The sequence below is a fragment of the Pseudomonas sp. NPDC089422 genome, assembly GCF_044749405.1.
GTDB lineage: Bacteria > Pseudomonadota > Gammaproteobacteria > Pseudomonadales > Pseudomonadaceae > Aquipseudomonas.
In genome coordinates this window covers 400,077-419,757 of sequence record NZ_JBIVHW010000004.1, presented here as the reverse complement: position 1 = coordinate 419,757, position 19,681 = coordinate 400,077, and the positions used below count along the sequence as shown (strand labels likewise).

Sequence of the window (19,681 nt, the reverse complement as noted above, 5' to 3'; positions counted from 1 at the left end):
CGGCACGACCCACGGAAAGCTGAATCGCTTTTTCAGCTGATTTGTAACTATTTGGACAATCGCAGGGGGCCGCAAAGCGGCCCCAAAATCTCAAAGGCTACGCGCACTGAAGGTGTCGCAGCTGTTCACATTACCTTGGGCAAACCCGGCCTTGAACCAGCGCACCCGCTGCGCCGAGGTGCCATGGGTGAAGGAGTCGGGCACCACGCGCCCCTGGCCCTGCTGCTGTAGCCGGTCATCACCAATGGCATTGGCCGCGTTCAGGGCCTCCTCGACATCGCCGGGCTCCAGCCAGTTCAGCCGCTTCTGCGCCTGATAGGCCCACACCCCGGCCAGGCAGTCAGCCTGCAGTTCCTGACGCACCAGCAGGCCATTGTCGCCTTCCATGCGCTGGCCGCTGCGTCGCGCAGCATCGACCTTGGCCGATACCCCCAGCAAGGTCTGCACGTGGTGGCCGATCTCGTGGGCGATCACGTAGGCCTGGGCAAAATCGCCCGCTGCAGCGAAGCGGGTTTCCATCTCGCGGAAGAACGACATGTCCAGGTAGACACGCTGATCCGCCGGGCAGTAGAACGGCCCGACTGCCGCGGAAGCAAAACCGCAGGCCGAATTCACCTGGCCGCTGAACAGCACCAGCTTGGGATCGCGGTATTGCTTGCCAGCCTGGGCGAACAGGGCCTTCCAGGTGTCTTCGGTGTCGCCCAGGATCGAGGCGACGAACTGCGCCTGTTGGTCATTGGCTGGCGGCGCCTTGCCGCCGGCACCACTTGGCGCTGTCTGCTGTTGCTGTTGATCCATCTGCCCAGCGAGCTGGCCAAGGATCTGCAGCGGGTCCTGGCCGGTCAGCCAGCCGATGCCGACGATCAGCAGCACCGCGCCGAGCCCCAGCCCCTTGCCGCCGCCAAAACGCATGCCGCCGCCGCCACCTTCGCCGCGTGCATCGACCACGTTGTCGCTGCGCCGGCCTTTTCGCCATTCCATGAAGTGCTCTCCAGAGCGTGAAACATGGGGATAAAGATTAGATCACCCCAGCCAAAGCGACTAATACATAACCGTTTGGTTATGTAATGGGCGGCTGATTTCAATATCCATCCCGCGCGACCTATCTGAAACTGCAAGTCCGCCTGCCGTGTACAGGCGTTTTCATAATTCCAAGAGAGGAATCCGGCATGCCCGCCCAGGACAACAGCCGCTTCGTGATCCGTGATCGCAACTGGCACCCCAAGGCCCTGACGCCCGACTACAAGACGTCCATTGCCCGCTCGCCGCGCCAGGCACTGGTCAGCATCCCGCAGTCAATCAGCGAAACCACCGGCCCGGACTTTTCCCACCTGGGCTTCGGTGCCAACGACCATGACCTGCTGCTGAACTTCAACAACGGTGGCCTGCCCATCGGCGAGCGCATCATCGTTGCCGGCCGCGTCGTCGACCAGTACGGCAAGCCTGTGCCGAACACCCTGGTGGAGATGTGGCAAGCCAACGCCGGCGGCCGCTACCGACACAAGAACGACCGCTACCTGGCGCCGCTGGACCCGAACTTCGGTGGCGTCGGCCGTTGCCTGACCGACCGCGACGGCTACTACAGCTTCCGCACCATCAAGCCGGGCCCGTACCCATGGCGCAACGGCCCGAACGACTGGCGCCCGGCGCACATCCACTTCGCCATCAGCGGCCCGTCGATCGCCACCAAGCTGATCACCCAGCTGTATTTCGAAGGTGACCCGCTGATCCCGATGTGTCCGATCGTCAAGTCGATCGCCAACCCTGAAGCCGTACAGCAGTTGATCGCCAAGCTCGACATGAGCAACGCCAACCCGATGGACTGCCTGGCGTACCGCTTCGACATCGTGCTGCGCGGCCAGCGCAAGACCCACTTCGAAAACTGCTGAGGACCCCGCCATGCCTATCGAACTGCTGCCGGAAACCCCCTCGCAGACTGCCGGCCCCTACGTCCACATCGGCCTGGCCCTGGAAGCGGCCGGCAACCCGACGCGCGACCAGGAAATCTGGAACCGCCTGGCCAAGCCGGACGCTGCGGGCGAGCACATCCTGCTGATCGGCCAGGTGTATGACGGCAACGGCTACCTGGTGCGTGATTCGTTCCTGGAACTGTGGCAGGCCGACGCCAATGGCCAGTACCAGGATGCCTACAACCTGGAAAACGCCTTCAACAGCTTCGGCCGCACCGCCACCACCTTCGATGCCGGCGAGTGGACCGTGCACACGGTCAAGCCAGGAGTGGTGAACAATGCCGCAGGCGTGCCGATGGCGCCGCACATCAACATCAGCCTGTTTGCCCGGGGGATCAACATCCACCTGCACACGCGCCTGTATTTCGATGACGAGGCCGAGGCCAACGCCAAGTGCCCGGTGCTCAACCTGATCGAGCAGCCACAGCGCCGCGAAACCTTGATTGCCAAACGTTGCGAGGTGGACGGGAAGACGGCGTATCGCTTCGATATCCGTATTCAGGGGGAAGGGGAGACGGTCTTCTTCGACTTCTGAGTGAAGCCAGGGGCCGCTCTGCGGCCCATTCGCGGGGCAAGCCCGCTCCTACAGAGGCTGTGCAATACCTGTAGGAGCGGGCTTGTCCCGCGAATGCTTTAACGCCGAACCAGCAGGACGCCGCTTTCCATGTGGTGGGTATAGGGGAACTGGTCGAACAACGCACAACGCTCGATGCGGTGCGTGTCCTGCAACTGGGCAATGTTCGCCGCCAGCGTCTCCGGGTTGCACGAGATGTACAGGATCCGCTCGAACCGACGGGTCAGCTCGCAGGTGTCCGGGTCCATCCCCGCACGCGGCGGGTCGACGAACACGGTGCCGAACTCATAGCTTTTCAGGTCGATCCCTTCCAGCCGACGGAACGGCCGCACCTCGTTCAGCGCCTGGGTCAGCTCTTCCGCCGACAGGCGCACCAGCCGCACGTTATCCACAGCGTTCTCGTCGAGGTTGCTCAGCGCGGCATTGACCGAGGTCTTGCTGATTTCGGTGGCCAGCACCTGGCGCACGCGGGTGGCCAGCGGCAAGGTGAAGTTGCCGTTGCCGCAATACAGCTCCAGCAAGTCGTCCTCACGCTCGCCAATGGCCTCGAACGCCCAGCTCAGCATCTTCTGGTTCACCGCGCCGTTGGGCTGGGTGAACGCGCCCTCCGGCTGGCGGTAGCTGAATACGCGACCGGCCACATCGAGTTTTTCCACCGCGTAGTCGCGGCCAATCACCAGGCGCTTGCCCTTCGAACGGCCGATCAGGCTCACGCCGAGGTCTTCGGCCAGCTGGCGGGCAGCCACTTCCCAGGCTTCGTCCAGCGGGCGGTGGTAGCACATCGTGACCATGGCATCGCCAGCCAGGGTGGTGAGGAACTCCACCTGGAACAGGCGATTGCCCAGTTCCTCGCTGGCTCGCCAGGCGGCCTTCAGGCGCGGCATCAGCTCATTGATGCGCTGGCTGGCAATGGGGAAGTCGTCGATCAGGATCGCCTTGTGCTTGTCGCCCGGGGCGAACATCGCATAGTGGCGCTGGCCATTCTCGCGCCACAGGCGGAACTCGGCGCGCAGGCGGTAATGCTCGCGCGGCGAGTCGAAAACGGCCGGTTCCGGCGCGCCGAAGGGCGCCAGCAGCTCGCGCAGGCGAGCGACTTTGCCCTCGAGCTGGGTGTCGTAGGCGGAAGGATCGAAGACAGCACTCATGCGTTGAACCAGCCCAGCTTGATGACGAACAGGATGGAAAGGATCACCAGGGCCGGGTTCAGGTCGCGGTGGCGGCCAGAGATCAGCTTGACGGCGGTCCAGGAGATGAAGCCGAAGGCGATGCCGTTGGCGATCGAGTAAGTCAGCGGCATGGCCAGGGCGGTCACCACCACCGGGGCGGCCTCGGTGACGTCGTCCCAGTTGATTTCCGCCAGGCCCGAGGCCATCAGCACGGCGACGAACAGCAGCGCCGGCGCGGTGGCAAAGGCCGGCACGCTACCGGCCAGCGGGGCGAAGAACAGCGCCAGCAGGAACAGGATGGCGACCACGATGGCGGTCAGGCCGGTACGGCCGCCGGCGCTCACGCCAGCAGCGGATTCGATGTAGCTGGTGGTGGTCGAAGTGCCCAGCAGGGAACCGGCCATGGCGGCGGTGCTGTCGGCGATCAGGGCACGCCCCATCTTCGGCATGTGGCCGTCCTTGCCCATCAGGCCGGCACGTTTGGCAACGCCGATCAGGGTGCCGGAGTTGTCGAACAGGTCGACGAACAGGAAGGCGAAAATGACGCTGACCAGGCCCACGTCTAGGGCGCCCTTGATGTCCAGCTGAAGGAAGGTCGGTGCCAGCGATGGTGGCATCGACACGACGCCGCCGAATGGCGTCACACCCATCAGGATCGAGGCGATGGTCACGGCCAGAATGCCGATCAGTACCGCGCCACGGACCTTCAGCGACTCGAGGCCGACGATCAGGAAGAAGCCCAGGGTGGCGAGGATCGGCGCCGGCTGCTTGAGGTCGCCCAGGCCCACCAGGGTCGCCGGGTTATCGACGACGATGCCGGCGTTATGCAGGGCGATGAACGCCAGGAACAGGCCGATACCTGCCGCAATCGCCGAACGCAGCGGCAGCGGGATGCTGTTCACGATCCATTCGCGGATGCGGAAGATCGACAGCAGGAAGAACATCACCGCCGAGAGGAACACCGCGCCAAGGGCCACCTGCCAGGTGTGGCCCATGTGCAGGACCACCGTGTAGGTGAAGAACGCGTTCAGGCCCATGCCCGGTGCCAGGGCGATCGGGTAGTTGGCGATCAGGCCCATGGTGGTCGAGCCGATGGCGGCGGCCAGGCAGGTGGCAACGAAGATCGCGCCTTTGTCCATGCCGGTCTCGCCGAGGATGCTCGGGTTGACGAACAGGATGTAGGCCATGGCCAGGAAGGTGGTGACGCCCGCAAGAATCTCAGTGCGCACGTTGGTGTTGTGTGCTTTTAGTTGAAACAGCCTGTCCAGCATGCCCGCTCCCCAGGGCGCCCTCGCGCCGTGAATGTATCGACCCCATCAGCAAAGCACAGACCGTACCAATTGCTGTGCTTTTGTGCGGGGCGGAAAAAAGCCGCGCATCATACCAGCATGATCGGCGGGGGCCTATCGCCGTTGGGGAATGGGTGCTTTATAGCCTGTACCGGCCTCTTCGCGGGAGAGCGATCAGCCGTTGTGCAAGCGATCTCGCTTGGCCAGTGTAGGGAACAACTTTATCCACAGCCCGGTTACCACCAGCGTGCCCACGCCGCCCAGGACCACCGCTGGCACTGTGCCGAACCAGTGCGCGGTGACCCCGGACTCGAACTCACCCAGCTGGTTGGAAGCGCCGATAAACAACCCGTTCACCGCGCTCACCCGCCCGCGCATCTCGTCCGGCGTCTCCAGCTGCACGAAGGCACCCCGGATGACCATGCTGATCATGTCCGCCGCGCCCAGCACCACCAGCACCGCCAGCGAGAACCAGAACGAGGTCGACAGGCCGAAGGCGATGGTCGCCACACCGAACACCCCGACAGCGGTGAACATGGTGCGGCCGACCTTGCGCTCGACCGGGAAGCGCGCCAGCCACAGTGACATCAGCAGCGCCCCCACCGCCGGCGCCGAGCGCAGCAGGCCCAGGCCCCACGGGCCGGTGAGCAGGATGTCCTTGGCAAACACCGGCAGCAGGGCGGTGGCGCCACCCAGCAGCACGGCGAACAGGTCCAGCGAGATGGCCCCGAGGATGTCGGGCCGGCTGCGGATGAAGCGGATGCCGGCCATCAGCGATTCGAGACTGGCGCGGCCGCGCTGAGGCACCTGCTGGCGCGAGTCGAGGCTGAGCATCAACAGGCAGGCGATGGCGTACAGGGCGACGGTCGGGCCGTACACCCAGATGCTGCCGAAGGCGTACAGGAAACCGCCCACGGCCGGGGCGACGATGGTGGCCGCCTGGGTCGCCGAGGCCGAGGCCGCCACCGCCCGCGGGAACAGCCCCGGCGGCACCACGTTGGGTAGCAGCGCCTGGGTCGCCGGCATCTCGAACGAGCGGGTGGCACCGAGCAGGAAGGCCAGGGCGAAGATCAGCTCGCGGCTGACGTTGTCGGTGGCGCTGCCCACGGCCAGCGCCAGGGCGATCAGCCCCTGCAGGCTCTGGCACAGGGCCGCGACCTTGCGCCGGTCGTAGCGGTCGGCGACGTGCCCGGTGTGCAGCATGAACAGCACCCGCGGGGCGAATTCGACCAGGCCGACCAGGCCCAGGTCGAGCACATTGCCGGTCAGCTGGTAGAGGTGCCAGCCAATGGCCACTGTGAGCATCTGGAAGCCGCTGGCGGTGAACACCCGGGCCAGCCAGAAGGCGATGAAGGGGCGGTGATGACGCAACAACTGCGGTGCGGAATCGGACATCGGAAACCTGTTGGCCTCGGCGCAGTAGAGGGGCCCGCAGCGTATCATCTGTTTGTAACAAACGGTTACTGTTTGCCGTGATCGGCACTTTTTCACACGGCGCGAAAGAGGGTGGGGCAACGGGTCACGCGGCAATCAACCACACGGCCCAGCGGGCCATTCGGGACTATGCTTCCTAGCAGTCGTTGATCTGGATCAATCGTTCCAGATCTAACGAATTGGCCTTCGGGCCGGAATCCCTGCGATCGAACAGAACAATTCCAACGTGCCGCACTCGACTACCGTGGGGGCAGTGGGCGACGGGGCCACAAGCCCGGACGCCGGATTATCTGAAGAGGAAGCACCATGTTCGGAATAGAGGCCTTAGAGCTCGCCCGAATGCAGTTTGCCTTTACCGTGTCGTTCCACATCCTGTTCCCGGCCATCACCATCGGCCTGGCGAGCTACCTGGCAGTCCTCGAAGGCCTCTGGCTGCGGACCCACAACCAGGTCTACCGTGACCTCTACCACTTCTGGTCGAAGATCTTCGCCGTGAACTTCGGCATGGGCGTGGTCTCCGGCCTGGTCATGGCCTATCAGTTCGGTACCAACTGGAGCCGTTTTTCCGACTTTGCCGGTGCCATCACCGGCCCATTGCTGACCTATGAAGTGCTGACTGCCTTCTTCCTCGAGGCGGGTTTCCTTGGCGTCATGCTGTTCGGCTGGAACCGTGTCGGCCGTGGCCTGCACTTCTTCTCCACGGTGATGGTGGCGCTTGGCACCCTGGTCTCGACCTTCTGGATTCTCGCCTCCAACAGCTGGATGCAGACCCCGCAGGGCCACGAAATCATCGATGGCCGGGTGGTGCCGGTGGACTGGCTGGCGGTGGTGTTCAACCCCTCGTTCCCCTATCGCCTGATGCACATGGCGACTGCCGCATTCGTTTCCACTGCGTTCTTCGTCGGTGCTTCGGCGGCCTGGCACCTGCTGCGCGGGCGTGACAACCCGGCTGTGCGCAAGATGCTGTCGATGGCCATGTGGATGGCCCTGATCGTCGCCCCGATCCAGGCGGTGATCGGTGACTTCCACGGCCTCAACACGCTCAAGCATCAGCCGGTGAAGATCGCCGCGATCGAAGGCCACTGGGAGAACGTGCCCGGTGAGCCGACCCCGTTGATCCTGTTCGGCATCCCAGACATGAAGGCCGAAACCACCCGCTTCAAGGTCGAGATCCCGGCGCTCGGCAGCCTGATCCTGACCCACAGCCTGGACAAGCAGGTGCCGGCGATGAAGGAGTTCCCGCCTGAGGACCGGCCCAACTCGACCATCGTTTTCTGGTCGTTCCGGGTCATGGTCGGGCTCGGCTTGCTGATGATCTTCGTCGGCCTGTGGAGCTTGTGGCTGCGCAAGCGCGGCACCCTCTACACGTCGCGGCCCTTCCTGTACCTGGCCCTGTGGATGGGGCCGTCCGGCCTGATCGCGCTGCTCGCCGGCTGGTTCACCACCGAGATCGGCCGCCAGCCGTGGGTGGTGTATGGCCTGATGCGCACCGCCGATGGCGTGTCCAACCACAGTTATGCACAGCTCGGCTTCACCCTGGTGGCGTTTGTGGTGGTGTACTTCGCCCTGTTCGGCACCGGCCTTGGCTACATGATGCGCCTGGTGCGCAAAGGCCCGCAGACCGGCGAGGGTGATGAACACAGCCCCGGTGGCCCTGGCACCCAACGCACGCCGGCGCGGCCGCTGTCCGCCGCCGATGATGGCCGTGAGGCCGAGTCTGCCAGCCTGAGCAAGGGGAACTGAGCCATGGGTATCGACCTTCCGCTGATCTGGGCCGTGATCATCATCTTTGGCGTCATGATGTACGTGGTGATGGATGGTTTCGACCTGGGCATTGGCATGCTCTTCCCCTTCGTCAAGGGCGAGCGTGACCGCGATGTGATGATGAATACCGTTGCGCCCGTCTGGGACGGCAACGAAACCTGGCTGGTGCTGGGCGGCGCCGGGCTGTTCGGGGCGTTCCCGATGGCCTACGCCGTGGTGCTCGAAGCGCTGTACCTGCCGCTGATCCTGATGCTGATCGGCCTGATCTTCCGTGGCGTGGCCTTCGAGTTCCGCTTCAAGGCCAAGGCCGACAAGCGTCATGTGTGGGACAAGGCGTTCATCGGCGGCTCGCTGGTCGCCACCTTCTTCCAGGGCGTGGCGCTGGGCGCCTTCCTCGAAGGCTTCAAGGTGGTCGACCGGCACTTCGCCGGTGGCACCCTCGACTGGCTGACACCGTTCAGCCTGTTCTGCGGCCTTGGGCTGATCGTCGCCTACACCCTGCTGGGCTGTACCTGGCTGATCATGAAGACCGAGGGCGACCTGCAACTGAAGATGCATGACCTCGCCCGGCCGTTGGCGCTGGTGCTGCTGGCGGTGATCGGCATCGTCAGCCTGTGGACCCCGATCGCTTATCCACAGATTGCCGACCGCTGGTTCAGCATGCCCAACCTGTTCTGGTTCATGCCGGTACCGCTGCTGGTGCTGGTGACCTTCTACGGTTTGCTCAAGGCGGTGGCGCGCAATGCGCACTACACGCCGTTCCTGCTTACCCTGGTGTTGATTTTCCTGGGTTACAGCGGGCTGGGCATCAGCCTGTGGCCGAACATCATCCCGCCGTCGATCTCGATCTGGGATGCCGCAGCGCCGCCGCAGAGCCAGGGCTTCATGCTGGTGGGTACGCTGTTCATCCTGCCGTTCATCCTCATGTACACCTTCTGGAGCTACTACGTGTTCCGCGGCAAGGTGACCCATGAAGACGGCTATCACTAGGAGGGCCGCATGATGACCGGTAAACATGGCCTGGAAGACAAGAAACCGCTGTGGCAGCGGCTGGGTTGGCTGGTGCTGATCTGGGCGATGAGTGTAGCGGCGCTGGGTGTGGCGGCCTGGGTGATGCGCCTGTTCATGGGGGCCGCTGGCCTGACCACCCATTGAGATCGCTGGGGCCGCGCAGCGGCCCCAGAAGCCTATTTGCGGGCTTTCAGGATCACGAACTTCGGCGTCGCGGCCACCTGCTCGACACCCCGGAACAACCGCGCCAGTTTGCTGTGGTAGCCCAGGTGGCGGTTGCCGACGATGTACAGCGCGCCGCCCACCACCAGCGCCTCGCGCGCCTGCTGGAACATGCGCCAGGCGAGGAAGTCGCCCACCACCTGCTGCTGGTGGAACGGTGGATTGCACAGCACCACATCCAGCGACTGTTTTTCCACCCCGGCCAGGCCATCCCCCGGCATGACCGTTACCAGCCGCTCACCCAGCGCCGCGTGCCAGTTCTCCTGCGCCGACTGCACCGCCATGTACGATTCATCGACCAGGGTGAAGTGCGCGTCCGGGTTGGCCAGCGCGCTGGCAATGGCCAGCACGCCGTTGCCGCAGCCCAGGTCGGCTACGCGGGCGTTGCCCAGGTTGTGCGGCAAGTGGGGCAGGAAGGCACGGGTGCCGATATCCAGGCCCTCGCGGCAGAACACATTGGCATGGTTGACCAGGTCCAGTGCCGGCGTGTCGAGCCGGTAGCGGGTCGGGTAGGGCGACCTGGCGACAGGGCGGTCGGCGACCGTGGCGGTCAGCAAACGGGCCTTTTTCTGCGCCAGCGAAGCCTGTACCGGGCCGATGTACTTATCCATCAGGTCACCGGCCGCGCGCGGCAGGTGCTTGATCATGGCGCCGGCAATCACCTGGGCGCCGGGTGCCAGGTGGCCTTGCAGGCGGATCAGTTGCTCTTCCAGCAGTGCCAGGGTCTTCGGCACGCGCACCAGCACGCGGTCGAAGGGGCCTTGCCAGTGCTCGCTGGCCGGCACGAAAGGTACGCTGTCGAACGCCTTGCCATTGCGTGCCAGGTTTTTCTCCAGCGCCATGTGCGCCAGGTGCGAGTCGCCGCTGCTGACTACCTGCAGATGATCGACCAGGCTGGCCGCCAGGGCGCCGAAGCTGTCGTTGAGCACCAGCACCCGGCAGCCGGCATCCAGGCCCTGGGCATGCAGCTGTTCGAGCAGGTATTCATCGGCGGCATCGAAGGCTTGCAGCGGGTCGTTGGCCTGGTCCGGCTGGCGGATCAGGTCGAGTTCGGCGTAGGGGGTGGTCAACAGGGGCATGGCGTCTGGCTCGGGTACGGATCTGCCCATGGCGGTTCGCCACGAGCTTTGGTACGCGATTCTACAGGGCTTTGCCCGAGGCCGCAGGCCTGGCTACTGTTCGATCAGGCCACGCATCATGGCGATGGCGATGGCACCGGCCTTGTTGGCGGCGTTGGTCTTGGTGATCACGCTGCGAATGTGGAAGTTCACCGTGCTTTGCGACAGCGACAGGATGCAGGCGACGTCGGCGGCGGTCTTGCCGGCGGCCGACCACTTGAGCACCTCGATTTCGCGCTCGCTCATTTTCAGTGGCGCGCTGAGCTTGGCCAGGTGATGTTCGCTGATGATCGCGTGCAGGGAGTGACACAGCCACTGCACCTTGCCGGCTTTGTCATACAGCTCGGCGATGTTCACTTCTTTGCTGGGCCTGCAAATGCTGACCTGGCTCTCATTGTGCTGAAGGTCATGCAAGGACTGTGTCCAGCCATGGCGCAGCCCGTGTGCGCAAGCCTGCTCACGGAAATCGGGTACTTCGCGGTACAGGTCGTCGGTCCACAAAACCGGCATGGTCGAGGAGTGGCTTCGGCTCGCCGCTGCATCCTGCTTGTAGAAGTCGTCACGCTGGTAGCGCTCGATCCATGCGACTGGATAGTTGCTGTAGAGATACAGCCGTGGCGATTGCGCAGCCAGTTGAATGCGGACTTTCAGCCCCAGGAACATCATGTCCAGGTCCTGCGCCAGGTGCACAGCAAGGTCAAAAACCTTTTGCGGCGTGCTTTCGCTGATCAACTGATGTAGATGCTCATGATTCCATTGAAGCATCCGTCACACTCCCTGGATGTGGTGGGCCGATCCGTTTGCATACCGGGATGATTGTAGGAAAAGTCCGACTGCTATGTTGGGATTTTTTGTTATAGAGGCCGTATTTTTCATGTCGTCCGACACGGCCGCCGTGTTGTGCCCCTACTTTCCGGCGGTTTTTATCCAGGCCGCTTTGCGCGACACTGGGCGCACGCCTTACACGGAGCCCGTCATGACCGCCAGTGCCGACAAGTTTACCCGCCAGACCCTGCTCGACGTCCAGCCGCTGACGCCGAACCTGTTCAGCCTGCGGGTTACGCGCGATCCAGGGTTTCGCTTCCGGGCCGGCCAGTTTGCCCGGCTGGGCGTGACCAAGGCCGATGGCAGCGTAGTCTGGCGTGCCTATTCGATGGTCAGCGCCCCCCATGACGAATACCTCGATTTCTTTTCAATCGTGGTACCGGGGGGGGAGTTCACCAGCGAGCTGAGCCGCCTGGGCGAGGGCGATAGCCTGTTGATCGACCGTCAGGCATTCGGCTACCTGACCCTCGACCGTTTCGTCGGCGGCCGCGACCTGTGGCTGCTGGCGACCGGGACCGGCATTGCGCCCTTCATGTCGATCCTGCAGGACTTCGAAGCCTGGGAGCGCTTCGACAACATCAAGCTGGTGTATTCGGTCCGCGAGGCGAAAGAGCTGGCATATGTAGATGACATCGCCGGTTTGGAGCAGCGGGATTACCTGGCCGAGTTCGCTGGCAAGCTGCAGTTCATTCCGGTGGTGACCCGTGAGCAGCACCCAGGGGCCCTGAATGCGCGTATCACCACGCTGATCGAGAATGGCGGGCTGGAAAAGGCGGCGGGGCTGGAGCTGTCGCCCGAGCATTCGCGGATCATGCTCTGCGGCAACCCCGACATGATCGACGAGACACGCAAGGTGCTCAAGGCACGTGACCTGCAACTGAGCCTGAGCAAGCGGCCGGGGCAGGTGGCGGTGGAAAACTACTGGTAATGCATGAGGGGCCGCGATGCGGCCCCAGCCATTTCAGGGCAACCGATTCTGGTTCTGCGCCTTGAGCAGGTCGCGGATCTCGGTCAGTAGGGTTTCCTGCGGGGTGGGGACTGGCGGCGTGGTCGGTGCCACGGCCTCTTCGCGCTTGAGGCGGTTGATCGCCTTCACACCCATGAAGATGGCGAAGGCAACGATGACGAAGTCGATCACGGTCTGGATGAACTTGCCGTAGGCCAGTACCACCGCCGGTACATCTCCTTCGGCAGCCTTCAGGGTGATCGCCAGGTCGCTGAAGTCGACGCCGCCGATCAGCAGCCCCAGTGGTGGCATGACCACGTCCCCGACGAACGAGGAGACGATCTTGCCGAAGGCTGCGCCGATGATGATACCGACCGCCATGTCGACGACATTGCCTTTCACCGCGAAGGCCTTGAACTCACTGAGCATGCCCATGTTTGATTCCTTGTAACAAATGGTGAGGTTAACGCAGTGTAAGCCACTAAAACGCTTCATGCGTTGGCTTCGGGGATAGTGACTGCGGTTAGAACGAATAGTTTTGTCGCATCTCGAGCGGTTCGAGACACGTCGGCCTCGGCTATCATGGCGGTTTTTTCCAGGAGACCCTGCCCATGGCCAAGGCCAAGCGCTTGTATGGCTGCACCGAGTGCGGCGCGACCTTCCCCAAATGGGCCGGCCAGTGCGCCGACTGCGGGGCCTGGAACACCCTGGTCGAAACCATGATCGAAAGCGGCGGCGCGGCGGCCCCCAGCGGCCGTGCCGGCTGGACCGGGCAGCAGGCGCAGATCAAGACCCTGGCCGAAGTCAGCGTCGAAGAGATCCCCCGCTTCACCACCAGCAGCACCGAACTCGACCGCGTGCTTGGCGGTGGTCTGGTCGATGGCTCGGTGGTGCTGATCGGCGGTGATCCGGGGATCGGCAAGTCGACCATCCTGCTGCAGACCTTGTGCAACATCGCCGTGGGCCTGCCGGCGTTGTACGTCACCGGCGAAGAGTCGCAGCAACAGGTGGCCATGCGCTCGCGGCGCCTGGGCCTGCCCCAGGACCAGCTCAAGGTGATGACCGAGACCTGCATCGAAACCATCATCGCCACCGCGCGGGTGGAAAAACCGCGGGTCATGGTGATCGACTCGATCCAGACCATCTTCACCGAGCAGTTGCAGTCCGCCCCTGGCGGCGTGGCCCAGGTGCGCGAGAGCACGGCCCTGCTGGTGCGATATGCCAAGCAGAGTGGCACGGCGATCTTCCTGGTCGGCCACGTCACCAAGGAAGGTTCGTTGGCCGGGCCGCGGGTACTGGAGCACATGGTCGATACCGTGCTGTATTTCGAGGGCGAGTCCGACGGCCGGCTGCGTCTGTTGCGGGCTGTAAAGAACCGCTTCGGCGCGGTCAATGAACTGGGCGTGTTCGGCATGACCGACCGCGGCCTGAAAGAGGTATCCAACCCGTCCGCGATCTTCCTCAACCGCACCCAGGAAGAAGTGCCCGGCAGTGTGGTCATGGCCACCTGGGAAGGCACCCGGCCGATGCTGGTCGAAGTGCAGGCGCTGGTCGATGACAGCCACCTGGCGAATCCGCGGCGGGTCACCCTGGGCCTGGATCAGAACCGCCTGGCCATGTTGCTGGCGGTACTGCACCGGCATGGTGGCATTCCCACCCATGACCAGGACGTGTTCCTCAACGTGGTCGGCGGGGTAAAGGTGCTGGAGACAGCGTCGGACCTGGCGTTGCTGGCAGCGGTGATGTCCAGCCTGCGCAACCGGCCGCTGGCCCATGGGCTGCTGGTGTTCGGCGAGATCGGCTTGTCGGGCGAAGTGCGGCCAGTGCCCAGTGGCCAGGAGCGCCTGAAAGAGGCGGCCAAGCATGGCTTCAAGCGCGCCATCGTGCCCAAGGGCAATGCGCCGAAGGAGCCGCCTGCGGGGTTGCAGGTGATTGCCGTGACCCGGCTGGAACAGGCCCTGGATGCATTGTTCGAATAAACGAAAAAGGGGAGCCGACGATGCGCATCGGCTCCCCCCACGTCACCACTCAGTCAGTGGTCAATGTTCGGCAACCGCACTGCGCCTGGGCGCCTGGTTGCCGTGCTCGTCCAGCTCCATCACCGGCACTTCGTTGCCATCGGCATCGAACAGCTTGCCATCCTTGAAGAAGTCGCCATCACGCAGGCACGAGATGTCCGAGTACTGGATGGTGCGTTCGTAGGCCGCGGCGAATACCGACTGGTTCTCCGAGTTGCCCGTCTTGAAGTGGTTGAAGAGCAGGTTCAGCAGGATGGCCATGATTGCTGCCGAGCTGATGCCCGAGTGGAAGATGGTCTCGAACCAGTTCGGGAAGTTGTGGTAGAAGGTCGGCGCGGCGATCGGGATCATGCCGAAGCCCAGCGAGGCCGCGACGATGATCAGGTTGACGTTGTTCTTGTAATTGACCTTCGACAAGGTGCGGATACCGCTGGCGGCCACGGTGCCGAACAGCACGATGCCCGCGCCACCCAGTACCGGGGTCGGTACGGCGGCAATCACCCGGCCCATCACCGGCAGCAGGCCGAGCACCACCAGGATCACGCCACCGGTGGCCACCACGTAGCGGCTCTTGACCCCGGTCACGGCCACCAGGCCGACGTTCTGGGCAAAGGCGCTCTGGGTGAACGAACCGAAGATCGGCGCCAGGATGCTCGACGCCATGTCGGCGCGCAGGCCGTTGCCCAGGCGCTTGGAGTCGACCTTGGTGTCGATGATCTCACCTACGGCGAGGATGTCCGCCGAGGTTTCCACCAGGGTCACCATGATCACGATGCACATCGACAGGATCGCGGCGATGTGGAATTCCGGCATGCCGAAATGGAACGGGGTGGGGAAGGCGAACATCGGGCCTTGGCTGACCTTGCTGAAGTCGGTCATGCCCAACGCCCAGGCGATCAGCGTACCGACCACCATGGCCAGCAGGATCGACAGGCGCGAGATGGTCGCGCTGCCCAGCTTGCTCAGCACCAGCACGATGGCGAAGGTCAGTGCGGCGAGGCCGATGTTGGCCACGCTGCCGAACTCCGGCGAAGCGCTGTTGCCGCCCATTACCCAGCGCGCGGCGACCGGCATCAGGGTCAGGCCGATGGTGGTGATGACGATGCCGGTCACCAGCGGCGGGAAGAACTTGGTGATGCGTGAGAACACCGGGGTGATCAGGAAGCCGATCACCGACGCTGCCATGACCGCGCCGAGCACACCCGGCAGGCCTCCACCGCCTTCGCTGCTGAGGATGGCGCCCATGGTCGCCACGCCGGCGAACGATACGCCCTGTACCAGCGGCAACTGGCAACCGAAGAACGGGATGCCCAGCGTCTGCAGCAAGGTCGCCAGGCCACCGGCAAACAGCGAAGCGGCAATCAGCATGCCGATCTCGGCACCGTTGAGGCCGGCTGCCTGGCCCAGGATCAGGGGTACCGCGACGATCCCGCCATACATGGTCAGCACGTGCTGCAGACCATAGGCCAGGTTGGCACCCAGACCGAGGTTTTCGTCCTCGGGGCGCTGGGCGGGAGACGTGCTAGGGGACGTAGTCATGGAGCAGGCTCTCTGTTTATTGTTGTGGCACTACTGTAGACATTTCCTACAAAAGATTGCTACATAAATTGTATACAAGTTTTTGATTGGAGCGCGAACAGCTGGCCTTGCAATGTGTGCAAGACGCCAATGCAGATCGCGTACCAAGTCGACAGAAGCTGAGCTAGAGGGGTGTGTACAAAGCGTTGCTACCCAGGCATAAAGCTGTCTGGGTAGACAAGAAACAGAGGGTGGGAATGCTGTTAGCTAGCTAAGAGATTGCATTATTCGATGAGTTCGCGCAGTTCGCGCATCATTTCGGTGCTGTCGGCCACGTTCAGTTCCACAAGACGGTGCAGGTGGGTCATCGATTCGACGTCGATGTACAGGCAGATGAAGCCCAGGCGTGTGGCTTCTTCATGGCGCAGCTCCACTTGCATCTGCACACGGACATTGTGGTCGAGGTGGATGATCGCATCGAAGTCCTGGGTCAGGTCGGCGTCCCAGGGGGAGGGGCACTCGACCAGCAGGCCCTTGAGCGACAGGTCCAGCAGCTTCACCGGCCACCGGCGATCACCTTGGCGCAGCTCGGTGGGGGCGTCGAAATCGATGCGCTGGAAACGGCGGCGGTCGTCGGCAGAAGTGGTCATGGCAGGCCCCTCGTCAGTTGCACTGACTATAGACCAGGCATGGCCAACTCTGCCGGAGGAGCGGTGACAGGAACCTACTTGCTGGAAACGATGTTTACATCGCTGCAGTTGTAGAAGCCTTCGCCTGCGGCGTCTTCCCGTTGCCAACGGGTGTAGATGACACGGCGGCCGGTATTTTCCTTGAGGTCAACCTTCATCTCGTAGTAGCCGTTGACAGGTTGAACGTCGCCAATCTCCTGAACGAGTTCAAGATCGTCCCATTTCAGTGGACGTTGCTTCGGATCGTAGTCCGGTTTGGAGACATAAATCTGCCAGAAACTTGGATTGTGTGGTGCCATGATCTTGAAGCGGAAATCTGCTTTGTTGTCGGCACCTTTCTTGAGTATTTGGGCTGCCCAGTCGGCACGTTGATCAAGGCCACTCTTGTCGTTCACCAAGGCTGTGACACCGATACTGCCGGAATTTGATTTTTCAGCCAGGTTGTTGATGCTCTTCAGCAATTTAGTGGCGTCGGACTTATCGGGATCATTGCCCGCCGAGCAAAGCTGCCCGTCAGGAATCGCTGCTTTCACGGCAGCCATGTTGTTGTAGTCAGTCACGTTCTTCGAAACTTCATGCCACTGGTTGAACTGATAGACAGCCTGCTGAGCATCATTGTCATATTTCTTGAATACATGTTGATAGGCCGCGCGACAGCCCTCGCTCTTGATGCCTGAACCATCCTCAGGCCAGTAGTAGTCCTGGGCGTTGTAGCAGGCATACTGCCGGGCAACGGGTACCTCCATTGCGCCATGCCTTGGTTGAGATGGAGCGGCATTGACCTGCAGGCTTGCAGCGGCAATCAGGCAAGCAAGGCTGGTTTGCAGAAACATTTTCATGGTGACATCCCTGACGAGTTAATGAGTGATGAAAATGTACCAGCCTGTAAAAGCTGACAACTGGCAAAAATGTCAGGTCAACATCGCGAGATTTACTTTTGCCGCTCTAGTGCGCCATTTGCCGCAGAGCACCGATCACAATTGCATATGGTAAAGCTGCCAAGCAGGCCCTAGACTCAAGAGGCTGTCTATTCCAACCACTTAGCTGGAAGCATGCCATGAACAACAATAACAGCCTGCTACGCCACATCCCGTGGCTGGCGCTGGCGGTCATAGGGGCCTGCGCGTTGGGTGTCGTCGCCCTGCGTCGCGGCGAGGCGATCAATGCCTTGTGGATCGTGGTCGCCGCGGTGGCCATCTACCTGGTCGCCTACCGTTACTACAGCCTGTTCATCGCCACCAAGGTGATGCAACTCGACCCTCGCCGAGCCACCCCAGCGGTGCTCAACAACGACGGTCTGGACTACGTTCCGACCAACAAGCACATCCTCTTCGGTCACCACTTTGCCGCCATCGCTGGCGCCGGCCCCTTGGTCGGCCCGGTACTCGCGGCGCAAATGGGCTACCTGCCTGGCACGCTGTGGCTGATCGCCGGCGTGGTGCTGGCCGGTGCGGTGCAGGACTTCATGGTCCTGTTCCTCTCCACTCGCCGCAACGGCCGCTCGCTGGGCGACATGGTGCGCGAGGAGATGGGCCGCATTCCGGGGACCATCGCCCTGTTCGGCTGCTTCCTGATCATGATCATCATCCTCGCGGTGCTGGCGCTGATCGTGGTCAAGGCCCTGGCCGAAAGCCCATGGGGCATGTTCACGGTGATGGCGACCATCCCGATCGCGATGTTCATGGGCATCTACATGCGCTACATCCGCCCGGGCCGCATCGGTGAGATCTCGGTGGTCGGCGTGGTATTGCTGCTGGCATCGATCTGGCTGGGGGGCCAGATTGCAGCTGATCCGGTCTGGGGCCCGGCATTCACCTTCACCGGTGTGCAGATCACCTGGATGCTGGTGGGGTACGGTTTCGTCGCTGCCGTGTTGCCGGTCTGGCTGGTACTGGCGCCGCGTGACTACCTGTCGACCTTCCTCAAGATCGGCACCATCATCGCCCTGGCGATCGGCATCCTGGTGACCATGCCCGAGCTGAAAATGCCGGCGCTGACCCAGTTTACCGACGGCACCGGCCCGGTGTGGAAGGGCACCCTGTTCCCGTTCCTGTTCATCACCATCGCCTGCGGCGCGGTATCCGGCTTCCATGCGCTGATCTCCTCGGGGACCACGCCGAAGCTGCTGGACAACGAAGCCAACGCCCGATACATCGGCTATGGCGGCATGCTGATGGAATCGTTCGTCGCCATCATGGCCATGGTCGCCGCTTCGGTGATCGAGCCGGGCGTGTACTTCGCCATGAACAGCCCGGCCGCCGTGGTGGGTGCCGACGTCGCTTCGGTGGCGCAAACGGTCAGCAGTTGGGGCTTCATGATCACCCCTGAGCAGCTCGAAGCGGTGGCTCGCGACATCGGCGAGCACACCGTACTCGCCCGTGCCGGTGGTGCACCGACCCTGGCGGTGGGTATCGCGCAGATCCTGCACCAGGTGCTGCCGGGTGAAAACACCATGGCCTTCTGGTACCACTTCGCGATCCTGTTCGAGGCACTGTTCATCCTCACTGCGGTGGACGCCGGTACCCGTGCCGGTCGCTTCATGCTGCAGGACTTGCTGGGCAGCTTCGTGCCGGCCCTCAAGCGCACCGAGTCGTGGACTGCCAACCTGATCGGCACCGCTGGCTGCGTGGCGCTGTGGGGCTACTTGCTGTACCAGGGCGTGATCGACCCGCTGGGTGGCATCAACACCCTGTGGCCACTGTTCGGTATCTCCAACCAGATGCTGGCCGGTATCGCCCTGATGCTCGGCACCGTGGTGCTGATCAAGATGAAGCGCGAGCGCTACATCTGGGTCACCCTGCTGCCGGCTGCCTGGTTGCTGATCTGCACCACTGCGGCGGGCCTGATCAAGCTGTTCGACCCGAACCCGGCCGTCGGCTTCCTGGCCCTGGCCAAGAAGTACAGCACCGCGCTGGACGCCGGTCAGGTCCTGGCTCCGGCCAAGGACATCAATCAGATGCAGCACGTGATCTTCAACGCCTACACCAACGCCGGCCTGACCATTCTGTTCCTGCTGGTGGTGTTCAGTGTGCTGTTCTTCGCCCTCAAGGTCGGCTACGCCGCCCTCGGCCGCAAAGAACGCACCGACAAGGAAACCCCGTTCCAGGCCCTGCCTGACGCTTGAGAGGACTGCAGTG

Annotated in this window: 18 protein-coding genes; 8 read left to right on the top strand and 10 right to left on the bottom strand. The window is 63.1% G+C overall.

Going from position 1 to position 19,681, the window contains the following annotated elements; all coding sequences use genetic code 11:
• Positions 1–90: 90 nt before the first annotated feature.
• The gene (locus ACIPZ8_RS10630; protein ID WP_400722404.1) at positions 91–981 is read right to left on the bottom strand and encodes a neutral zinc metallopeptidase; all 891 of its coding nucleotides are present in this window, start codon (positions 979–981) and stop codon (positions 91–93) included.
• A 188-nt stretch (positions 982–1,169) separates the two neighbouring features.
• Here ACIPZ8_RS10630 and pcaH point away from each other — a divergent pair, with 188 nt between their 5' ends.
• Complete coding sequence (gene pcaH, locus ACIPZ8_RS10625; RefSeq protein ID WP_400722402.1) at positions 1,170–1,889, top strand: protocatechuate 3,4-dioxygenase subunit beta; 720 nt, start codon at positions 1,170–1,172, stop codon at positions 1,887–1,889.
• Between the two features lie 10 nt (positions 1,890–1,899).
• Positions 1,900–2,505 (top strand): protocatechuate 3,4-dioxygenase subunit alpha, encoded by a 606-nt coding sequence (pcaG, locus tag ACIPZ8_RS10620; protein ID WP_400722400.1) that lies wholly within the window; start codon positions 1,900–1,902, stop codon positions 2,503–2,505.
• A 98-nt stretch (positions 2,506–2,603) separates the two neighbouring features.
• Here the strand turns inward: pcaG and trmA are convergent, their stop codons facing one another.
• The 3 genes from trmA to ACIPZ8_RS10605 all read right to left on the bottom strand — a co-directional run bounded on the left by trmA (position 2,604) and on the right by ACIPZ8_RS10605 (position 6,394).
• Positions 2,604–3,689, bottom strand: coding sequence for a tRNA (uridine(54)-C5)-methyltransferase TrmA (gene trmA / locus ACIPZ8_RS10615; RefSeq protein ID WP_400722397.1), 1,086 nt, complete (start codon positions 3,687–3,689; stop codon positions 2,604–2,606).
• Positions 3,686–4,981: an NCS2 family permease gene (locus ACIPZ8_RS10610; protein ID WP_400722394.1), complete on the bottom strand. Its 1,296-nt coding sequence runs from the start codon at positions 4,979–4,981 to the stop codon at positions 3,686–3,688. The genes trmA and ACIPZ8_RS10610 overlap by 4 nt, the downstream gene beginning before the upstream one ends.
• 192 nt (positions 4,982–5,173) lie before the next feature.
• Positions 5,174–6,394 (bottom strand): MFS transporter, encoded by a 1,221-nt coding sequence (locus ACIPZ8_RS10605; protein ID WP_400722391.1) that lies wholly within the window; start codon positions 6,392–6,394, stop codon positions 5,174–5,176.
• A gap of 345 nt (positions 6,395–6,739) precedes the next feature.
• Here ACIPZ8_RS10605 and ACIPZ8_RS10600 point away from each other — a divergent pair, with 345 nt between their 5' ends.
• From ACIPZ8_RS10600 to ACIPZ8_RS10590, 3 genes are read left to right on the top strand one after another with little or no spacing between them, the layout of a single operon-like run.
• On the top strand, positions 6,740–8,176 hold the full coding sequence (locus ACIPZ8_RS10600; RefSeq protein WP_400722388.1) for a cytochrome ubiquinol oxidase subunit I: 1,437 nt from the start codon (positions 6,740–6,742) through the stop codon (positions 8,174–8,176).
• A gap of 3 nt (positions 8,177–8,179) precedes the next feature.
• Positions 8,180–9,187 (top strand): cytochrome d ubiquinol oxidase subunit II, encoded by a 1,008-nt coding sequence (cydB, locus tag ACIPZ8_RS10595; protein WP_079226526.1) that lies wholly within the window; start codon positions 8,180–8,182, stop codon positions 9,185–9,187.
• Positions 9,188–9,196: 9 nt separating this feature from the next.
• The gene (locus tag ACIPZ8_RS10590; RefSeq protein ID WP_060508707.1) at positions 9,197–9,352 is read left to right on the top strand and encodes a DUF2474 domain-containing protein; all 156 of its coding nucleotides are present in this window, start codon (positions 9,197–9,199) and stop codon (positions 9,350–9,352) included.
• 32 nt (positions 9,353–9,384) lie between these two features.
• On the opposite strand, the gene ACIPZ8_RS10585 is transcribed toward ACIPZ8_RS10590, so the two are convergent.
• Both ACIPZ8_RS10585 and ACIPZ8_RS10580 read right to left on the bottom strand, forming a co-directional pair.
• The gene (locus tag ACIPZ8_RS10585) at positions 9,385–10,509 is read right to left on the bottom strand and encodes a methyltransferase (protein ID WP_400722477.1); all 1,125 of its coding nucleotides are present in this window, start codon (positions 10,507–10,509) and stop codon (positions 9,385–9,387) included.
• A gap of 93 nt (positions 10,510–10,602) precedes the next feature.
• Positions 10,603–11,313, bottom strand: coding sequence for an autoinducer binding domain-containing protein (locus ACIPZ8_RS10580; RefSeq protein ID WP_400722385.1), 711 nt, complete (start codon positions 11,311–11,313; stop codon positions 10,603–10,605).
• 211 nt (positions 11,314–11,524) lie between these two features.
• Between ACIPZ8_RS10580 and ACIPZ8_RS10575 the strand changes: the two genes are divergently transcribed.
• On the top strand, positions 11,525–12,301 hold the full coding sequence (locus ACIPZ8_RS10575; RefSeq protein ID WP_400722382.1) for a ferredoxin--NADP reductase: 777 nt from the start codon (positions 11,525–11,527) through the stop codon (positions 12,299–12,301).
• Between the two features lie 33 nt (positions 12,302–12,334).
• On the opposite strand, the gene mscL is transcribed toward ACIPZ8_RS10575, so the two are convergent.
• Entirely contained in the window at positions 12,335–12,754 is a 420-nt protein-coding gene (gene mscL / locus ACIPZ8_RS10570; RefSeq protein ID WP_110639453.1) for a large-conductance mechanosensitive channel protein MscL, read from the bottom strand.
• 176 nt (positions 12,755–12,930) lie between these two features.
• Here mscL and radA point away from each other — a divergent pair, with 176 nt between their 5' ends.
• Positions 12,931–14,298 (top strand): DNA repair protein RadA, encoded by a 1,368-nt coding sequence (radA, locus tag ACIPZ8_RS10565; RefSeq protein ID WP_060485566.1) that lies wholly within the window; start codon positions 12,931–12,933, stop codon positions 14,296–14,298.
• A 60-nt stretch (positions 14,299–14,358) separates the two neighbouring features.
• Here the strand turns inward: radA and ACIPZ8_RS10560 are convergent, their stop codons facing one another.
• The 3 genes from ACIPZ8_RS10560 to ACIPZ8_RS10550 form a co-directional block, all read right to left on the bottom strand.
• On the bottom strand, positions 14,359–15,876 hold the full coding sequence (locus tag ACIPZ8_RS10560) for a nucleobase:cation symporter-2 family protein (protein WP_400722379.1): 1,518 nt from the start codon (positions 15,874–15,876) through the stop codon (positions 14,359–14,361).
• A gap of 263 nt (positions 15,877–16,139) precedes the next feature.
• The gene (locus tag ACIPZ8_RS10555) at positions 16,140–16,505 is read right to left on the bottom strand and encodes a PilZ domain-containing protein (RefSeq protein ID WP_400722376.1); all 366 of its coding nucleotides are present in this window, start codon (positions 16,503–16,505) and stop codon (positions 16,140–16,142) included.
• A gap of 74 nt (positions 16,506–16,579) precedes the next feature.
• Positions 16,580–17,383: a lytic polysaccharide monooxygenase auxiliary activity family 9 protein gene (locus ACIPZ8_RS10550; RefSeq protein ID WP_400722373.1), complete on the bottom strand. Its 804-nt coding sequence runs from the start codon at positions 17,381–17,383 to the stop codon at positions 16,580–16,582.
• Positions 17,384–17,601: 218 nt separating this feature from the next.
• Between ACIPZ8_RS10550 and ACIPZ8_RS10545 the strand changes: the two genes are divergently transcribed.
• Positions 17,602–19,668 (top strand): carbon starvation CstA family protein, encoded by a 2,067-nt coding sequence (locus tag ACIPZ8_RS10545; RefSeq protein ID WP_027918411.1) that lies wholly within the window; start codon positions 17,602–17,604, stop codon positions 19,666–19,668.
• Positions 19,669–19,681 lie beyond the last annotated feature (13 nt).

What these genes read in the sequence shown, in the direction of transcription:
- mscL (WP_110639453.1), bottom strand. Translation starts at nt 12,754, where the DNA reads ATGGGCATGCTCAGTGAGTTCAAGGCCTTCGCGGTGAAAGGCAATGTC.
- cydB (WP_079226526.1), top strand. Translation starts at nt 8,180, where the DNA reads ATGGGTATCGACCTTCCGCTGATCTGGGCCGTGATCATCATCTTTGGC.
- ACIPZ8_RS10555 (WP_400722376.1), bottom strand. Translation starts at nt 16,505, where the DNA reads ATGACCACTTCTGCCGACGACCGCCGCCGTTTCCAGCGCATCGATTTC.
- ACIPZ8_RS10545 (WP_027918411.1), top strand. Translation starts at nt 17,602, where the DNA reads ATGAACAACAATAACAGCCTGCTACGCCACATCCCGTGGCTGGCGCTG.
- ACIPZ8_RS10630 (WP_400722404.1), bottom strand. Translation starts at nt 981, where the DNA reads ATGGAATGGCGAAAAGGCCGGCGCAGCGACAACGTGGTCGATGCACGC.
- pcaG (WP_400722400.1), top strand. Translation starts at nt 1,900, where the DNA reads ATGCCTATCGAACTGCTGCCGGAAACCCCCTCGCAGACTGCCGGCCCC.
- ACIPZ8_RS10550 (WP_400722373.1), bottom strand. Translation starts at nt 17,383, where the DNA reads ATGAAAATGTTTCTGCAAACCAGCCTTGCTTGCCTGATTGCCGCTGCA.
- radA (WP_060485566.1), top strand. Translation starts at nt 12,931, where the DNA reads ATGGCCAAGGCCAAGCGCTTGTATGGCTGCACCGAGTGCGGCGCGACC.
- ACIPZ8_RS10605 (WP_400722391.1), bottom strand. Translation starts at nt 6,394, where the DNA reads ATGTCCGATTCCGCACCGCAGTTGTTGCGTCATCACCGCCCCTTCATC.
- ACIPZ8_RS10600 (WP_400722388.1), top strand. Translation starts at nt 6,740, where the DNA reads ATGTTCGGAATAGAGGCCTTAGAGCTCGCCCGAATGCAGTTTGCCTTT.
- pcaH (WP_400722402.1), top strand. Translation starts at nt 1,170, where the DNA reads ATGCCCGCCCAGGACAACAGCCGCTTCGTGATCCGTGATCGCAACTGG.
- ACIPZ8_RS10590 (WP_060508707.1), top strand. Translation starts at nt 9,197, where the DNA reads ATGATGACCGGTAAACATGGCCTGGAAGACAAGAAACCGCTGTGGCAG.
- ACIPZ8_RS10575 (WP_400722382.1), top strand. Translation starts at nt 11,525, where the DNA reads ATGACCGCCAGTGCCGACAAGTTTACCCGCCAGACCCTGCTCGACGTC.
- ACIPZ8_RS10580 (WP_400722385.1), bottom strand. Translation starts at nt 11,313, where the DNA reads ATGCTTCAATGGAATCATGAGCATCTACATCAGTTGATCAGCGAAAGC.
- trmA (WP_400722397.1), bottom strand. Translation starts at nt 3,689, where the DNA reads ATGAGTGCTGTCTTCGATCCTTCCGCCTACGACACCCAGCTCGAGGGC.
- ACIPZ8_RS10610 (WP_400722394.1), bottom strand. Translation starts at nt 4,981, where the DNA reads ATGCTGGACAGGCTGTTTCAACTAAAAGCACACAACACCAACGTGCGC.
- ACIPZ8_RS10560 (WP_400722379.1), bottom strand. Translation starts at nt 15,876, where the DNA reads ATGACTACGTCCCCTAGCACGTCTCCCGCCCAGCGCCCCGAGGACGAA.
- ACIPZ8_RS10585 (WP_400722477.1), bottom strand. Translation starts at nt 10,509, where the DNA reads ATGCCCCTGTTGACCACCCCCTACGCCGAACTCGACCTGATCCGCCAG.